At 36.8% G+C, this 15,829-nt stretch carries 22 protein-coding genes, 1 pseudogene and 1 other annotated feature; of the genes and pseudogenes, 17 read left to right on the top strand and 6 right to left on the bottom strand.

Features of this window, described 5'->3' with window-relative positions:
- The 9 genes from HCJ50_RS15425 to HCJ50_RS15385 all read left to right on the top strand — a co-directional run.
- Positions 1-905: LPXTG cell wall anchor domain-containing protein (locus HCJ50_RS15425; protein ID WP_187127562.1), on the top strand; the 905-nt coding region annotated here is incomplete at its 5' end.
- Positions 906-972: 67 nt separating this feature from the next.
- Entirely contained in the window at positions 973-2,631 is a 1,659-nt protein-coding gene (locus HCJ50_RS15420; protein ID WP_185345053.1) for a glycoside hydrolase family protein, read from the top strand.
- A gap of 102 nt (positions 2,632-2,733) precedes the next feature.
- Entirely contained in the window at positions 2,734-3,006 is a 273-nt protein-coding gene (gene rpsP, locus HCJ50_RS15415) for a 30S ribosomal protein S16 (protein ID WP_003720111.1), read from the top strand.
- 16 nt (positions 3,007-3,022) lie between these two features.
- Positions 3,023-3,253 carry a KH domain-containing protein gene (locus HCJ50_RS15410; RefSeq protein ID WP_003728421.1) on the top strand — a complete coding sequence of 77 codons (231 nt, stop codon included), beginning with the start codon at positions 3,023-3,025 and terminating at the stop codon, positions 3,251-3,253.
- 109 nt (positions 3,254-3,362) lie between these two features.
- Positions 3,363-4,097 (top strand): gamma-glutamyl-gamma-aminobutyrate hydrolase family protein, encoded by a 735-nt coding sequence (locus HCJ50_RS15405; protein ID WP_185345051.1) that lies wholly within the window; start codon positions 3,363-3,365, stop codon positions 4,095-4,097.
- 28 nt (positions 4,098-4,125) lie between these two features.
- The gene (locus HCJ50_RS15400; RefSeq protein WP_185345049.1) at positions 4,126-4,512 is read left to right on the top strand and encodes a YlqD family protein; all 387 of its coding nucleotides are present in this window, start codon (positions 4,126-4,128) and stop codon (positions 4,510-4,512) included.
- Between the two features lie 9 nt (positions 4,513-4,521).
- On the top strand, positions 4,522-5,040 hold the full coding sequence (gene rimM / locus HCJ50_RS15395; RefSeq protein WP_185345047.1) for a ribosome maturation factor RimM: 519 nt from the start codon (positions 4,522-4,524) through the stop codon (positions 5,038-5,040).
- Positions 5,040-5,777: a tRNA (guanosine(37)-N1)-methyltransferase TrmD gene (gene trmD, locus HCJ50_RS15390; protein ID WP_185345045.1), complete on the top strand. Its 738-nt coding sequence runs from the start codon at positions 5,040-5,042 to the stop codon at positions 5,775-5,777. Before rimM ends, trmD begins: the two co-directional genes overlap by 1 nt.
- A gap of 17 nt (positions 5,778-5,794) precedes the next feature.
- On the top strand, positions 5,795-6,184 hold the full coding sequence (locus HCJ50_RS15385; RefSeq protein WP_003720105.1) for a hypothetical protein: 390 nt from the start codon (positions 5,795-5,797) through the stop codon (positions 6,182-6,184).
- Between the two features lie 20 nt (positions 6,185-6,204).
- On the opposite strand, the pseudogene HCJ50_RS15380 reads toward HCJ50_RS15385, so the two are convergent.
- A pseudogene (locus HCJ50_RS15380) lies at positions 6,205-6,923 on the bottom strand (MBL fold metallo-hydrolase).
- 273 nt (positions 6,924-7,196) lie between these two features.
- Here HCJ50_RS15380 and rplS point away from each other — a divergent pair.
- From rplS to rplT, 4 genes are all read left to right on the top strand, one after another.
- On the top strand, positions 7,197-7,541 hold the full coding sequence (gene rplS, locus HCJ50_RS15375) for a 50S ribosomal protein L19 (protein WP_014093140.1): 345 nt from the start codon (positions 7,197-7,199) through the stop codon (positions 7,539-7,541).
- A 353-nt stretch (positions 7,542-7,894) separates the two neighbouring features.
- Positions 7,895-8,033: a sequence feature (ribosomal protein L20 leader region), on the top strand.
- A gap of 82 nt (positions 8,034-8,115) precedes the next feature.
- On the top strand, positions 8,116-8,631 hold the full coding sequence (infC, locus tag HCJ50_RS15370) for a translation initiation factor IF-3 (RefSeq protein ID WP_010958948.1): 516 nt from the start codon (positions 8,116-8,118) through the stop codon (positions 8,629-8,631).
- Positions 8,632-8,652: 21 nt separating this feature from the next.
- On the top strand, positions 8,653-8,853 hold the full coding sequence (gene rpmI, locus HCJ50_RS15365) for a 50S ribosomal protein L35 (RefSeq protein ID WP_003720098.1): 201 nt from the start codon (positions 8,653-8,655) through the stop codon (positions 8,851-8,853).
- A gap of 40 nt (positions 8,854-8,893) precedes the next feature.
- The gene (gene rplT, locus HCJ50_RS15360; RefSeq protein ID WP_003720097.1) at positions 8,894-9,253 is read left to right on the top strand and encodes a 50S ribosomal protein L20; all 360 of its coding nucleotides are present in this window, start codon (positions 8,894-8,896) and stop codon (positions 9,251-9,253) included.
- 50 nt (positions 9,254-9,303) lie between these two features.
- Here the strand turns inward: rplT and HCJ50_RS15355 are convergent, their stop codons facing one another.
- Positions 9,304-9,615, bottom strand: a complete 312-nt coding sequence (locus HCJ50_RS15355; RefSeq protein ID WP_185345041.1) for a carboxymuconolactone decarboxylase family protein — start codon at positions 9,613-9,615, stop codon at positions 9,304-9,306.
- A 19-nt stretch (positions 9,616-9,634) separates the two neighbouring features.
- Complete coding sequence (locus tag HCJ50_RS15350; protein ID WP_185345039.1) at positions 9,635-10,027, bottom strand: tautomerase family protein; 393 nt, start codon at positions 10,025-10,027, stop codon at positions 9,635-9,637.
- 106 nt (positions 10,028-10,133) lie between these two features.
- Here HCJ50_RS15350 and HCJ50_RS15345 point away from each other — a divergent pair, with 106 nt between their 5' ends.
- Positions 10,134-11,012: a LysR family transcriptional regulator gene (locus tag HCJ50_RS15345; RefSeq protein ID WP_185395772.1), complete on the top strand. Its 879-nt coding sequence runs from the start codon at positions 10,134-10,136 to the stop codon at positions 11,010-11,012.
- A 45-nt stretch (positions 11,013-11,057) separates the two neighbouring features.
- Here the strand turns inward: HCJ50_RS15345 and HCJ50_RS15340 are convergent, their stop codons facing one another.
- The gene (locus tag HCJ50_RS15340; protein ID WP_185345035.1) at positions 11,058-11,813 is read right to left on the bottom strand and encodes an exodeoxyribonuclease III; all 756 of its coding nucleotides are present in this window, start codon (positions 11,811-11,813) and stop codon (positions 11,058-11,060) included.
- 87 nt (positions 11,814-11,900) lie between these two features.
- Between HCJ50_RS15340 and HCJ50_RS15335 the strand changes: the two genes are divergently transcribed.
- Positions 11,901-12,440: a DUF1697 domain-containing protein gene (locus tag HCJ50_RS15335; protein ID WP_185345033.1), complete on the top strand. Its 540-nt coding sequence runs from the start codon at positions 11,901-11,903 to the stop codon at positions 12,438-12,440.
- Between the two features lie 57 nt (positions 12,441-12,497).
- Positions 12,498-13,730 carry a peptidase T gene (gene pepT, locus HCJ50_RS15330; RefSeq protein ID WP_185345031.1) on the top strand — a complete coding sequence of 411 codons (1,233 nt, stop codon included), beginning with the start codon at positions 12,498-12,500 and terminating at the stop codon, positions 13,728-13,730.
- Between the two features lie 20 nt (positions 13,731-13,750).
- Here the strand turns inward: pepT and HCJ50_RS15325 are convergent, their stop codons facing one another.
- Positions 13,751-14,113 carry a hypothetical protein gene (locus tag HCJ50_RS15325; protein WP_185345029.1) on the bottom strand — a complete coding sequence of 121 codons (363 nt, stop codon included), beginning with the start codon at positions 14,111-14,113 and terminating at the stop codon, positions 13,751-13,753.
- Between the two features lie 48 nt (positions 14,114-14,161).
- Positions 14,162-14,935 carry an ABC transporter ATP-binding protein gene (locus HCJ50_RS15320; protein WP_185345028.1) on the bottom strand — a complete coding sequence of 258 codons (774 nt, stop codon included), beginning with the start codon at positions 14,933-14,935 and terminating at the stop codon, positions 14,162-14,164.
- Between the two features lie 64 nt (positions 14,936-14,999).
- Here HCJ50_RS15320 and HCJ50_RS15315 point away from each other — a divergent pair, with 64 nt between their 5' ends.
- Positions 15,000-15,605, top strand: coding sequence for an HD domain-containing protein (locus HCJ50_RS15315; protein WP_185345026.1), 606 nt, complete (start codon positions 15,000-15,002; stop codon positions 15,603-15,605).
- Positions 15,606-15,829: the final 224 nt, after the last annotated feature.

Genomic DNA, 15,829 nt, shown 5'->3' with positions numbered 1-15,829 from the left:
CTGATGCTGATGCTGATGCAGACGCTGATGCTGACGCTGATGCTGATGCGGATGCGGACGCTGATGCCGACGCCGACGCTGATGCTGACGCTGATGCTGATGCCGATGCTGATGCTGATGCAGACGCCGATGCTGATGCTGATGCCGATGCTGATGCCGACGCCGATGCAGACGCTGATGCAGACGTGGACATTGACTGGAGAGATTTCCTTGTTGACAAACCAACTGTCAACCCAATTTACGAAGGAACTAAAACAATTTCTGGGACATCCATTTATAAAAATCAAAATATGAATGCTCTTTTGAAATCCTTGCAATCAGATGCTCCGGCTGGAACTGTATTCTATATTAATTTGACCCTTCCAGATGGAACAGTCATTGGAAATGTATTAATTCATGCGGACGGAACTTACACAATAAATATTCCTAATTATAATTTGAAAGCTGGAGAGGTAATTGATCTTCAAGTAACCGCCAAATACGGTGACGAAGTAAAATCTAGTGATAAAGTTTCTGTAACAGTGCTACCTCTAGCAGATTCTGACGCCGATGCCGACGCTGATGCGGATGCGGATGCAGATGCCGACGCCGACGCTGATGCGGATGCCGATGCTGACTCAGATTCCGATTCTAACGGGGGAACAATTTCTACTGGTTCAACTGGTAATGGTGGAACAGCTGGAGAAATTAGTAGTGGAACTGGGGGAACCGGGTCGCCAACAGCTAGTATGAGTTATGACGGATCAGGAGCAATGCTTTCGTCTGGATATAGCTCGGATGGAATGTCAAGTCTTTCTACCAGTGATCTTCCTTCCACAGGAGATGCGAATAGTAGTCTTCCATGGGTTGGGCTAGGTCTCTTCGGGGTAGCTGGAGCGTTTTTATTACGTCTTTTCCGTAAATAGAGCCACAAAACATCGATTCCCTGCTGTGTGTGATTGCAGCAGGGAAATTATAAAAGGAGTGGTACATATGCCTTGGAGAGGTGTATTAGATGAATTAGAAAATAAAATTATCGGTCAAATGACAGAAGCAGAAGAACATGCTACTTACAACGGGAAATGGCATGGCTTTTTAACAATCGGATATAAGAAAAAACGTGCTAAAGTAATTAACTTTAGCTATCTTTGTCTAGCAAATTTAATAAATGAAATGAAGAAAATCGCTTTAACAAACGAAACAGAAGATGCGATATCCTTTAAAATGGATATTGCTGTTAATTATCAATTAGAAAATTTAGCTGAATGGAATAAAAAGGCTTTAAAAACTAAGAAAAACTACTATAGACGTGGAATTGCTTTAAATGAAAATTTTAAAATGGCTTTAATTGAACAAGAAATTAATGCGAATGCTATCCTTCTTCCAGCTGACGAAGGTCTAGCTATCAACGTTGAAAATATGAATAGATACCTCGTTCAAACAGGTAAAAATCAAGCAAAGTTGAATTTAACGATTGATTCGAATATAGTTACCTTTGAAACAGTAGGTTGGTTTTTTGATGGAAAAGAAATTTATGAATTGGAGACAAACTCATTAGACCATGGACGTCGTAACACAAAGGAGCTTACGCAAGAAACTGTTTCAGAACTTGTAGAAAATGCCGGAAGCTACCTTGCCCATCAAGTAAATAGCTCTGGCGAATTTAACTATGGTTGGTTTGCTTGTTTTGATAAGAAAATTAAACATTATAATAGTTTGCGACATGCAAGTACAACTTACGCGATGCTTGAAGCCTATGAATTAACAAGTAATCAAGCTATTTTAGAAGCAGCAACGAATGCACTCAGTTATTTAGAAAAAAACTTTATTTATGAAAAAGGAGACGTTGCTTATCTTATCGAACCAGAACTGCGTGAAATTAAATTAGGCGGTTCAGCAGCGATGTTACTAGCATTCACTAAATATATGCATATTACTGGAAGCAAAACCTATCTACCACTTTGCCGAAAAATTGCTAATGGAATCCTTTCATTACAAGGTGAAACGGGGAAATTCACGCATGTTTTAGAGTATCCAACTTTAGAAATAAAAGATGTTTTCCGAATTATTTATTACGATGGGGAAGCAGTATTTGGTTTACTTCGCTTATATGAAATTGACCAAGAGACAAAATGGCTAGAAGCAGCAGCTAGATCGTTTGACCATTTTATCAGTGAGGATTACTGGCAAAATCATGACCACTGGCTTAGCTATTGTGCAAATGAAATTACTAAATATATTCCAGACTATGCATATTATGAATTTGGACTAAAAAATGCTTTTGATAATTTAACCTTTATTTACGAACGCGAAACTACTTTTCCGACATTTTTAGAACTCACGATCGCGACGAAAGAAATGTCGCTTCGAATGGAGCAAACAGGTGAATATAAATTATTAGCTGACTATCCAATAGTGGAACTTGAAAAAACGATTATGAAGCGTGCCCTTTATCAATTAAACGGTTATTTTTATCCAGAACTGGCAATGTACTATAAAAATCCAGCAAGAATCGAGGGAAGTTTCTTTATTCGTCATCAATCTTTCCGTGTTCGAATTGATGATGTCGAACATAATATTTCTGGTTATGTGCGTTTCTATGGGTTACTTAATCAAGGGAAAATCAGTGCTAATGCGGAAACCATCAGCTAAAAAGAAAAAAATATCCTCTGTAAAGAAAAAACACTTTACAAACAAATCCTTTACTGGTAATATATATACTTGTGTAAGACTTTATGGAGGTGTAATTAAACTATGGCAGTTAAAATTCGTTTAAAACGTATTGGTTCTAAAAAGAAACCTTTCTACCGTATTGTAGTAGCTGATTCTCGTTTCCCACGTGACGGCCGTTCAATCGAAACTATTGGTACTTATAATCCATTACTTGATCCGGTTGAAGTGAAAATCGACGAAGAAGCAACTTTGAAATGGATGCATAATGGTGCGAAACCATCTGATACAGTTCGCAATCTTCTTAGCCGCGAAGGTATCATGGAAAAATTCCATAACCAAAAATTAGGTAAATAAGGAGGTCTTGGCGCGAATGGAAGAACTTATTCTCTCAATCGTGAAACCCCTTGTTGACCACCCGGAAGACGTTGTTATCACGCCAGAAGAGACGGATACATCGTTAACCTACAAATTGTCTGTCAGTAAAGAAGACATGGGACGCGTGATTGGTAAACAAGGTCGTATTGCAAAAGCGATTCGTACTCTTGTCTATGCAGTTGGCTCCAAAAACGATAAGAAGATTCGTCTTGAAATTATCGAATAACAAAAACTCGTCATATTGGCGGGTTTTTTTATCGCCATTTTTCATAATCCTAAGAGCAGCAATTACCTCACAAAATGTTGTAAAATAGAATAGAAATGGAGGAATTGTAATGAAGCCAGTTATTGGAATTACCGGAAATAGATTAGTAAAAGGAGTGGACGTGTTTTACGGCCACCGTGTAACCTATACACAACAACGCTATGTAGATGCCATCCAAAAAGTTGGTGGGTTTCCAGTAGCATTGCCAATAGATAATCCCTCAGCTGCCGAACAAGCAATTTCTCTAGTGGATGGCTTACTGCTTACAGGTGGACAAGACATTACACCACAACTTTACTTAGAAGAACCCTCGCAAGAAATCGGCGCTTATTTTCCGCCTCGGGATAGTTATGAAATAGCATTAGTACATGCTGCATTAGCGGCAAAAAAACCTATTTTTGCTATTTGTCGTGGAATGCAATTAGTGAATGTTGCACTTGGTGGTACGCTTATTCAAGATATCAGCCAGGTGGAAACAAAAGCTTTGCAACATTTACAACAAGTAGATGAGCAATTAGGTTCACATACAATTGACATTGAACCAACGAGCGAACTCGCGAAATATCATCCTAATAAAAAACTAGTTAATTCACTACACCATCAATTTATAAAAAAAACAGCGCCTAATTTTAAAGTAACAGCACGGACAATGGACGGCATGATTGAAGCAGTAGAAGGGGATAATTTAGCAAGCTGGTATTTAGGCGTACAGTGGCACCCAGAATTAATGTATCAAACCGATCCAGAAAGTGAACGCTTATTTCAAGCTTTAGTAGATGAATCCAAAAAAACTATGGTAAAATAAGGACAATAATTGCTAGTGGAGGTGTCCTGTGGAAATCATCCAAAAAGTTGTTGTCAAGCAAGTATTAACGGAAGCAAGTAAACAAGAATTAATCGAATATTATCAAGAACAAAAACAACAAATCGAACAAGAATGCGATCAGCTCCATTTCGAACAAAAGAAAATGGAACGAAAAAGCAAATTTCAACCAGAACGTGTCGCTGATTATTTTACCCATGAATTAGAGGTTCGTCGGGAAAAGAAAAAGCTTATCCAGTTTCAAATGGAACAATTAGAAATTCTTGAACTTGGCAGTGAGATTCGCGAACGAGAGTTAGAAACCATCATTGACGTTCAAGTTGGAGACATGTGGGACAGCTCTATTTTTGAAAAAACGATTGTCGTAAAGAACGGAATCATAGTAGAAATACGCTAGAGGTGACTTATGGAGAAAATGTACAATGTAGGAAAGATTGTGAATACCCATGGCTTAATCGGTGAAATTCGCGTTATCGCAACAACTGATTTTGCTGACGAACGTTTCCAAGTAGGAAATGCTGTTTACTTATTCGAAAAAAATAGCAAAAAACCTGAAAAATTAATCATTCGTTCGCACCGTAAACATAAGAACTTTGATTTACTTATGTTCGAAGGCTTTACAGGAATTCATCAAGTGGAGCGAATGAAAGAAGGTACACTTAAAATTAGCGAAAAACAACTAACCGACCTAGAAGAGAATGAATTTTATTTTCACGAAATTATCGGTTGCTCAGTCGTAACAACAGATGGGGAAGAACTTGGTGAAATTACCGAGATTTTAACACCAGGGGCAAATGATGTCTGGGTCGTTAAAGGCAGCGATAAAAAAGAAAAACTAATTCCTTACATTGCAGATGTAGTAAAAGAAATCAATATTTCAGACAAAAAAATTACGATTGAAGTAATGGAAGGGCTGCTAGATTAATGAAAATCGATATTTTATCTATTTTTCCAGCTATGTTTTCCGGTGTAACAGGTAATTCGATTATCAAAAAAGCAATTGAAAATGAGCATGTAGCGGTTGAAGTCACTGATTTTCGGGAATATGCAGAAGGAAAGCATCATATTGTAGATGATTATCCTTATGGTGGCGGTGCGGGGATGCTACTTAAAGCACAGCCAATATTTGATGCCGTAGCTGCAGTGAAAGAAAACCAACCAGAAACCAAACCAAGAGTCATTTTATTAGATCCAGCTGGCAAACGTTTTGATCAAAAGATGGCCGAAGAATTTGCGGAGGAAGACCACCTTATTTTTATTTGTGGGCACTATGAAGGATACGATGAGCGAATTCGTGAACATCTTGTAACGGATGAAGTTTCGATTGGAGATTATATCCTAACTGGCGGCGAAATCGGTGCAATGATTGTGATGGACAGTGTTATTAGACTACTTCCAGGTGTGCTTGGCAATAAAGATTCTGCTGTAACAGATTCTTTCTCGACAGGATTACTCGAACACCCGCATTACACAAGACCAGCTGATTTCAGAGGAATGAAAGTACCAGATATTTTACTAAGCGGAAATCATGCATGGATAGAAGAATGGCGCGACAAAGAATCACTTAAAAGAACTTACGAACGCCGCCCAGATTTACTTAAAAATTACCCCTTAACAGACAAGCAAAAGTCTTGGCTAAAAGAATGGTCAAAAAGTAAATAAAAAGGACGTGTTGTAAAATGGCAATCTTTGGAACTCCAGATGAAAAAGAAAGCAGAAAATCCGAACGTCAAAAAGAACGAGAAGCCTATGTGCAAGAAGAAAATGATCAAAAACGAATCGGTCAAAAATGGCAAGACGTACAAGTTTCAACAGGACCAATAAATGTTAATCACGATATTTTAACGGTTGTTTTTGCCAAAAGCGTCCGTCCAAGAATCAAAAGTGATCCTGAAGCATACTTAGAGACAGTTGGCTTTGAAAACTTACTACAAGAGTTACAAAAGAAAGCCTTAGATGCAGGAGGAAACGGCCTGATTCATTGCTCTTTCACGGAACATTTTGTAGATGATCTTGTTTATCAATTAGCCTACGGAACAGCTGTCAACATTAAAATTACTCGATTCTAAAAAAAGAGTAGAAAACCATTTTATCGGTTTTCTACTCTTTTTGATTTTTTTTGAGCTCTCGCAATAACTGCTGGTAAGTCGAAATCACTTATTGATTTAATCACCCCATGACCACAAGCAATCTCTGTCACTTCCATTGATTGGATTTCTTTTGCAGAAGCAATACTTGTAGCCAAATCCCACGTTGCCATTGCAGGAAAAGGAAAAAATAATCGAGTATCCCCACAAATAGCTGCACCACCACGTGTCTGAAATAAATCTCCTGCAAACAAATGACCATTACGTTCGTCAAAAAATGATATAGAGCCCGGCGTATGTCCTGGTGTATCAATAACCAAGAGCGAACCGACCATATCTCCAGTTTTTAATGTCTGTTTGGTTTTCACAGGAAGTTCATCAGGATAGCTACCTTTGAGTGGACTTTGAGCCTCAAAAGCATAAACTTCTTTTTTTCAACAAGTAAATTTTCTCTATTTCCTAACATCACAAGTGCATCGGGAAAAGCATTTTTTAAAGCGAGTAAACCACCAATATGGTCCCCGTGTGCATGAGTTAAGAGAATTCGTGTCAATGGCAAATGTAATGTTTCTATTAGCGCAATAATTCCTTTTGCATGAGCTAAAACCCCAGTGTCAATGAGTGTTAAACTATCCTTTTCTAAAACTAAATAACAATTGACTGGAAATAGGACGGGAAAGGTCGTAACTTGCCAATATTGGTGCTTTGCAGTAACTTTCATTAAAAGCCCTTCTTTCTAATTCCTTATTTACTAAGCGATAGTATTTATATACGATACCCGTTTTTTAGCGAAGTAGCTAGAAAAATCAAATTTTTATGAAAATGTAATCTATTATTAAAATAAAATCGCAAAGAAAGTAAAAATGTAAGAAAAAAACTTTACAGTGAATCTAGTTTATGGTAACCTAAATAAGGTGACTGGAGAGACCAGTCTGATAACGATATTCCGCTTCATTAATATATGAATGAATGTTTGTTGGAAGGAGAGAAAAACATGAACAAATTGATTGATGAAATCACAAAAAGTCAACTAAACCCAGATGTTCCAAGTTTCCGTCCGGGTGATACTGTACGTGTACATGCGAAAGTAGTCGAAGGTACTCGCGAACGTATCCAATTATTCGAAGGCGTAGTAATCAAACGTCGCGGAGCTGGAATCAGCGAAACTTTCACTGTTCGTAAAATTTCTAACAGTGTTGGTGTGGAACGTACTTTCCCAGTACATACTCCACGTATCGCAAAATTAGAAGTAATCCGTCGTGGTAAAGTACGTCGTGCGAAACTTTACTACCTACGTAACCTACGTGGTAAAGCGGCTCGTATTAAAGAAATTCGTTAATCATTTAACGGCTGAAACCCTTGAGAAATCAAGGGTTTTTGTTTTGCTCGAAATTATTTTACTAAACAAAACTTCTCACTAGATGCGTGGGGATAGTGCAAAAAACCGGGAAACAATATTTTTCTAGCAATAAAAGAATTTAGCATTCAGTATGTCTAATCAGAAAACTTTTTAGAAAATAACTGTTTTATACAGTAACATAGAAATGCATCATTTTCCTCAAGTTCTCATTAATTGCACTTAAGAATTTATATTTAAAACTATTGCTGCTAAATAACATAAAAGAATAGTAATTTAAAAGATACCAGGTTGACACCAATTCCCCGATATGATATAGTAATTAAGGTTATCAAACAAGAAAGAAGAAGCAACCCGCTTCTCGCCTCGTTAACATGGACGTTTTCAGGCAAAAAATTCAAACTTTCGTTGCGTTACTTGCGCGACTTTGAATGTGCGGGATTGCTGAAAAGCAGCCCGTTTTTTTATGGCCTCTGAACGAACGAGTTAGCAGGCCGCAGATTGGAATAGCTATTTTCTATCTTGTTGTAACAAAATTAAGTGGAGGTGGCTCACCATTAGCAAAGACATGTTGGTAAACGATGGGATTCGTGCACGTGAAGTAAGATTGATCGACCAAGACGGTGAACAATTAGGCGTGAAGAGTAAAATCGATGCGCTTCAAATTGCTGAAAAGGCTAATCTTGATCTAGTGCTTGTTGCTCCAACAGCGAAACCGCCAGTAGCTCGTATCATGGACTACGGTAAATTCCGTTTTGAACAACAGAAGAAAGATAAAGAAGCCCGTAAGAACCAAAAAGTCATCGTAATGAAGGAAGTTCGTTTAAGTCCAACGATTGACGAACACGATTTTGATACGAAGCTACGTAATGCACGTAAATTCCTAGAAAAAGGCGATAAAGTAAAATGCTCTATCCGTTTTAAAGGCCGTGCAATTACACATAAAGAAATCGGTCAGAAGGTGCTTGACCGTTTTGCGAAAGCGTGCGAAGACCTTTGTACAATTGAGCAAAGACCAAAAATGGACGGACGTTCGATGTTCCTAGTCCTAGCACCACTTCATGAAAAGTAAAGTTTTGAGGAGGAAATATTCATGCCAAAAATGAAAACCCACCGCGGTTCCGCTAAACGTTTCAAGAGAACAGGATCTGGAAAATTAAAACGCAGACACGGCTTCACTAGCCATATGTTCGCTAACAAATCCCAAAAACAAAAACGTAAATTGCGTAAATCAGCAATGGTATCAGCTGGCGATTTCAAACGTATTCGTCAAATGGTCGCTAAAATGAAGTAAAAGCAACACTATTTTTGTAAATTCTAGGAGGTAGACAAATATGCCACGCGTAAAAGGCGGAACAGTAACACGCAAACGTCGTAAAAAGATAGTTAAATTAGCCAAAGGGTATTACGGCTCTAAACATTTATTATTCAAAGTAGCTAACCAAGCAGTAATGAAATCTTATCAATATGCTTACAGAGATCGTCGTCAAAAGAAACGTGATTTCCGTAGATTATGGATTGCACGTATCAACGCGGCTGCTCGTATGCAAGATCTTTCATACAGCAAATTAATGCACGGCTTAAAATTAGCTGGAATTGACATTAACCGTAAAATGCTAGCAGACTTAGCAGTAAATGATATCGCATCATTTAACACACTAGCTGACTCAGCAAAAAAAGCATTAGCTAAATAATTTTAAAAATCCTCACTCTTTTGAGTGGGGATTTTTTTATCGAATCAATCCTATTTGATAATTTGGTTTAATAATAACATCGCTTGTGGCCAACCAATATAAAATGCTAAATGGGTACAGAGCGCAGATAGTTCTTTTTGCGATACCCCATTTTTAGCAGCTGTTTCCAAATGAAAAGGCATTTGTTCCGTATTACCAAGTGTGGCTAAAAGAGTCAATGTTACAATGCTTCTCGTCTTAGAATCAAGTTGTTCATCCAACCAAACTTTTTGAAACAAGATATCGTTTGTATAGCTTGCTAAGTCTGGTGCGAAATTTTGAAATGCTGGGCTCAAATTCTCAACAATCGGGTTATTTGTCATTTTTCCATACCTTCTTTCTTTAAAATGCAATCATTTGCGCCTTACCGTCTCCAAAAGACCAATTTTCAAGAGACACTTCATTTAGTAATATAAACATATTTTGCTTGGACAATGAAGTTGCTTGTTCCATCCCCGCTACGATAGTTTGATATAACGAGCGCTTTTGTTCTACTGTACGACCGGGTCCACAAAAAATTTCGAGATAAAGAAATTCACTATCTCTTTTTCCATTAGGTAATAAATAATGCGCATCAACAAAATTAGCTGTAGCATCTGTTGAAATCCAAAGTTGAAAGGTATCATTTTCCGGTATTTGAAAGCATTCTATAAGGGCATCATGAATAGTTTGGTTTACCTTTTCCACTGTTTCCTCCGTAAAATAACTCCCATGAAAAATCTTGACTAATGGCATAAAAATTCCTCCTCGCTTAATAGTTTTATTGTACAACGAAACTCCTGATAACGATAATTCGTAATTTGGTGTATAATTATTCTAAAAAGTAATGAAGGTGCTAATAGTGAATATAAATGAACTAATGACATTCAAAGCAGTCGTTGAGAAAAAGGGTTTTTCGACAGCCGCAGAATTCTTAGGTTACTCTCAATCAAATGTTACTAAGCATATTAAAAAAATAGAAGAAACAGTCGGATTTCCTTTGTTTGATAGAGGTTGGAAGTCCACTTTAACAAAAGAAGGGGAATTATTTTATAAAGAGATAGATAATTTGATTGACCACTGGAAAAGCATCTGTGCAATATCAGAAGAAATCGCGTCCGAGCAAATAGGGGAGATTCGAATTGGAATAATTGAATCGCTAGCCAAACAAGTTTTACCTCAAATAATCAGCTGGTTAAAAACGCACCGACCGAAAATGAATGCATTTTTCGAAATGGGGAATACACAAAGACTTTCTGAGTTGGTCCAACAAAATGAATTAGATGTTGCATTTGTTGGTGAAAATACTAACCTATCATCAGAATTAGAATTTAAGAAAATAGCGGAAGATGAGATAGTCTTTATAACTTTAAAGAGCCATGAACTTTTAAATAAAAACACACTAGAGTTGCAAGATATTTTAAATTTCCCTTTAATCTATGGTGACAAAACTTGCTTAAGCCATCAGAGATTTATAGCAGCATTGCAAAAAGATAATTTATTGAGTGAGTTAAAAACGCATTATATTTGTTCCAACCAACTACTGATTCCCGATATTTTAACAGACAATCAAATTGGAATAGTGCCGCGCTCGATTGCTAATAATAAGGCGACGAATATCGTAACACTTCCTACTACAAAAAAAGACTTTCACCTGGTCTACGGCACGATTACCAAGAAAAAAGAATATAACTACTTTAAAGATACAATTGCGTCAATAACAGAATTAGTGAGTCATTAAAACAAAAACGCCAAGTTCACTACTCGAGAACTTGACGTTTTCTTACTATATATTAAGTTCAAGCTCAACCGGACAATGATCCGACCCAAGCACTTCTGGATGGATTTTCGCATCTACTAAATTATCTTTAAGACGCTCTGAAACCACAAAATAATCAATCCGCCAGCCAGTATTCCGAGCTCTAGCATTCATCCGGTATGACCACCAAGAATAAGCATCTTCCAAATCAGGATAAAAATAACGGAAGCTATCCACAAATCCAGCTTCTAAAAATGCCGTAAATTTCGCGCGTTCCTCATCAGAAAAGCCAGCATTTTTACGATTCGTCTTCGGATTCTTCAAGTCAATTTCTTTATGAGCGACATTCAAGTCACCACAAAGTATTACTGGTTTTGTTTCATCCAGTTTCTTCACATAAGCTAAAATCGCATCTTCAAAAGTCATCCGATAATCAAGCCGCTTTAATTCCGCTTGTGAATTAGGAGTATAAACCGTCACCATGAAAAACTTTTCGAATTCTAGCGTAATTACCCGTCCTTCCATATCATGTTCTTCCATTCCAAGACCATATTGTACCGAAAGTGGTTCTTTTTTTGTGAAAATTGCTGTTCCAGAATAACCTTTTTTCACCGCATAATTCCAGTAATCTTTGTAAGCAGGCAAGTCTAAATCAATTTGTCCCGCTTGTAATTTCGTTTCTTGCAAACAAAAAACATCTGCATCCACGCTATCAAAATACTCCAAAAAGCCTTTTTTCACTGCCGCCCGAAGTCCGTTCACATTCCAAGAAATTAATTTCATCTGTATCACAACCTCCATTCAACTAATAGCCTTATTATAACGTAATTTGCATGCTATAATGAACTTAAAAGATTGGGGGGAGACTAAGTGAAAAATTATGTCGCTTTGTTAAGGGCAGTAAATGTCGCTGGTAAAAACAAAATCAATATGAATCAACTAAAAACTGCGGTGCAAAATGCTGGCTTTGCTAATGTAAAAACCTATATCCAAAGTGGTAATCTCATTTTAAGCTCTAAATTACAAACCGAAGAGCTAGTAGCTAACAAACTAACCGAAATCATCCAAAACACATTCGAGCTAACAATTGATATTTTTGTATATGAAGAAGTCAATTACAACGAGATCATCCAAAATAACCCTTTTCCGCCAGAATCAATTGGCGAAGAAGAACGCTGGATAGCCATTTTTTACAAAGAAAAGATACATATCCCACAACAAAAAAATCACCAAGCAGAAGTAGTGGCAATTGGCCGTGTTCTATATGTTCACGTTTTTTCGAATCAAATTCATACGCTGAGGTTACCCGTTTTCCTAGGGGAATATAAAAAAACATTATCCACTAGTCGAAACTGGCGCACCACGCTCAAATTACAAACATTTCTACAAGCAATCGACAGCCCGGAATAGAATTTTTGGAAAATCAAGTTTATAATAAAAAAGAATGAATCTAAGGGAGTGACGAAAATGAAGGAAGAATTATTAAATCGATTCACCAAATATGTCAAAGTAGATACACAATCAAACGAAGATAGTACTGTTTGCCCAACAACACCAGGCCAAATGGAGCTAGCAAACATCCTCGTATCAGAGTTGAAAGAAATCGGAATGGAAGATGTAACTGTCGACGAATTCGGCTATGTTATGGCAACACTCCCTTCCAATACAACAAAAGAAGTTCCGGTTATCGGTTTTTTAGCACATTTAGATACTGCAACAGACTTAACTGGAAAAAATGTTCAACCACAAGTCCACGAAAATTATGACGGTAAGAATATTGTATTAAATCAAGACTTAAATGTAGTGCTTTCTCCAAAACAATTTCCTGAACTAATTGACTATAAAGGACAAACGCTTATTACAACAGATGGTACAACTTTACTAGGAGCAGATGATAAAGCTGGCATCACAGAAATTATGGTAGCAATGAACCATTTAATCAAGCATCCAGAAATTAAGCATGGTAAAATTCGTGTTGCATTTACACCAGATGAAGAAATTGGACGTGGCCCGGAACGCTTTGATGTAGAAGCATTTGGTGCTAAGTATGCGTATACGATGGATGGTGGCCCACTTGGCGAACTAGAGTATGAAAGTTTTAATGCTGCAGGTGCTAAAATCACTTTTAAAGGAAATAGTGTTCATCCAGGTACTGCGAAAAATAAAATGGTAAACGCCGTAAAAATGGCAATAGAGTTTCAATCGCATATACCAAGTCAAGAGGCACCTGAATTTACAGAGGGATATGAAGGTTTCTATCACTTGATTTCTTTAAATGGTGACGTGGAAGAAGCAAAAGCCTATTATATTATTCGCGATTTTGATCATCTGAAATTTGTGGAACGTAAGACGCATGTTGCTACAATCGCCAAAGAACTAGAAGAAAAATATGGCGAAGGAACAGTCGAACTAACATTAAAAGATCAATACTACAATATGAAAGAAAAGATTGAACCAGTAAAAGAAATTGTCGATATTGTAAGTGCGGCAATGCGAAATTTAGATATTGAACCAAAAATAAGCCCAATCCGTGGCGGTACAGACGGTGCACAACTTTCTTATAAAGGACTACCAACACCAAATATTTTTGGCGGGGGAGAAAACTTCCACGGTAAATTCGAGTATGTTGCACTTGAAAGCATGGTAAAAGCAACAGAAGTAATAATTGAAGTAGCTCGTTTGTTTGAAGAAAAAGCATAAAAAGGAAAGTGAGCCTAGAATTATCCTAGACTCACTTTTTGTATACGCTTGTTTACACAGTCAGCAAATCCTTTTGCTTCCCCATGTGCAACAAGAAGCGTATAACTTTCTTTATTTTTTAATCGTAAAATCAATTTTTTTGTCATGGAGATAATACTTACTTTATGTTCTAATTTATACATATCTTCATAAGCAATTTTCTTCATTAAGTAAACATCATCGTTTTCTAAGTAAAAAATAAGGGCATCTTCATTTGAAATCCAAAGCCCATCTAAATCCATTGACTCGCCTTCTATACGATAAGTAAATGAACCATAAACCAAATGGCTATCTATCCCAAGTAACGCATGAGAAGTGGCTTTGGCAATTATTGTTTCATACAAGATACTTCGCTCCTTATAAAAACATTTTTCTTCACTTCACTATACCATTTACTTTGGATAAACTGCAATGGAGCCATCTTTTATTTGAATAAGCTCAACTGGCTTTTTATAAAATGATTGAAGAACCGGTTCTGTTAAAAGTTTTTCTGTTTTACCACAATGAGTTATTTCTCCATCACGTAGTAAAATGATATTATCAAAGCAAGGCAAAATTTCTTCAGTATGATGTGTCACAAAAAGCATTGTTGGCGATTCGGGATGTTCAGCAATCTTTTTAATATGTTCGAGTAAACGTTCTTTAGCAAATAAATCAAGTCCATTACAAGGTTCATCAAGAATAAGCAATTTAGGGCGAGCCATCAGGGCACGAGCGATTAAGACTACTTGACGCTCTCCTTGTGATAAAACACTGTAAGTTTTTCCAATCAGTGCTGCACCCCCGCAATCAGTAAGGTGTTGTTTGGCATCCGCAATTTCTTTCTCAGTAACCGCTACATATATACCAATACTTGCAAATTTGCCACTTAGAACAATTTTCTCACTAAGGTCATATTCTTTCAGTTGATGATCTAAAGCATTACTAACCCAGCCAATAGATTTGCGCAATTCAGGTAAAGAAGTCTGTCCAAAAACATGTCCTAACACTTGTAATTTTCCGCTACTAGGCCAAAGATAGCCATTTAACAATTTTAGTAAAGTAGTTTTACCAGAACCATTTAAGCCGAGTATTGCCCAATTCTCTTTATCATTCACCACCCAATTAATATTCGACAAGATAGTCTTATTGTCTCGCTTTAAGAAAACATGTTCAAACACAAACATCGAATACCCCATTTCCATTTTCTACTATTGTACATGAAAGAAGATTAAAAAAGGAGCTAAAACTATGAATAAAGATGAAATTATTATTGCCGCCGAAAAATGGATGCAAACACATTTTAAAAACGAGACAACAGGACATGACTGGGCACACATTAGCCGAGTCCATAGTCTTAGTAAAAAAATCCAATCAATGGAAGGAGGAGATTTATTTACGATTGAATTAGCAGCACTTTTCCACGACTACATAGATGCCAAACTAACCAGCAATCAAGCTGAAGCAAAAGAAGCATTAATCATTTGGATGAAACAACATAAAATACCAGCTCATTTAATTACCCAGATTATTCGAATTATCGAGTCCGTATCTTTTAAACAAGGAAATAATCCTATCCAAGCACAAACAATAGAAGAAAAAATTGTACAAGATGCAGATCGGCTAGATGCAATTGGAGCAATCGGTATCGCTAGGACATTTACATATGGAGGGGCGCACAATCGAGCAATAGCCAACTCCAATAATCCTAAAGATACGACGATGCAACACTTTTATGATAAGTTATTACTAATTAAAGATAATTTAAAAACCCAATCCGCAAAAAAGATAGCAAAGAAAAAACAAGAAATTATGCAGGATTTTATACATGCTTTAGAAGAAGAGTTGAAAATATAAGATGAAATGCTTGTAATTAACAACAAGATATTATATAATGATAAAGCTGAATTAATACAAGATAATTTTCCCGAAAATTATTTTTAAAATTAGTTGTTGACGTGAATAAATCTTTATGGTAAGATTTAAAAGTTGCGTTAACAAAGCAACTGACCTTTGAAAACTGAACAAAGAAGAAGACGAAAAGCAATGAGACGTAAAGTCTCACTGGTAATCGCAGGGCA

The organism is Listeria immobilis, assembly GCF_014322765.1.
Taxonomy (GTDB): domain Bacteria; phylum Bacillota; class Bacilli; order Lactobacillales; family Listeriaceae; genus Listeria; species Listeria immobilis.
This window is presented reverse-complemented; position numbering and strand designations above follow the sequence as displayed.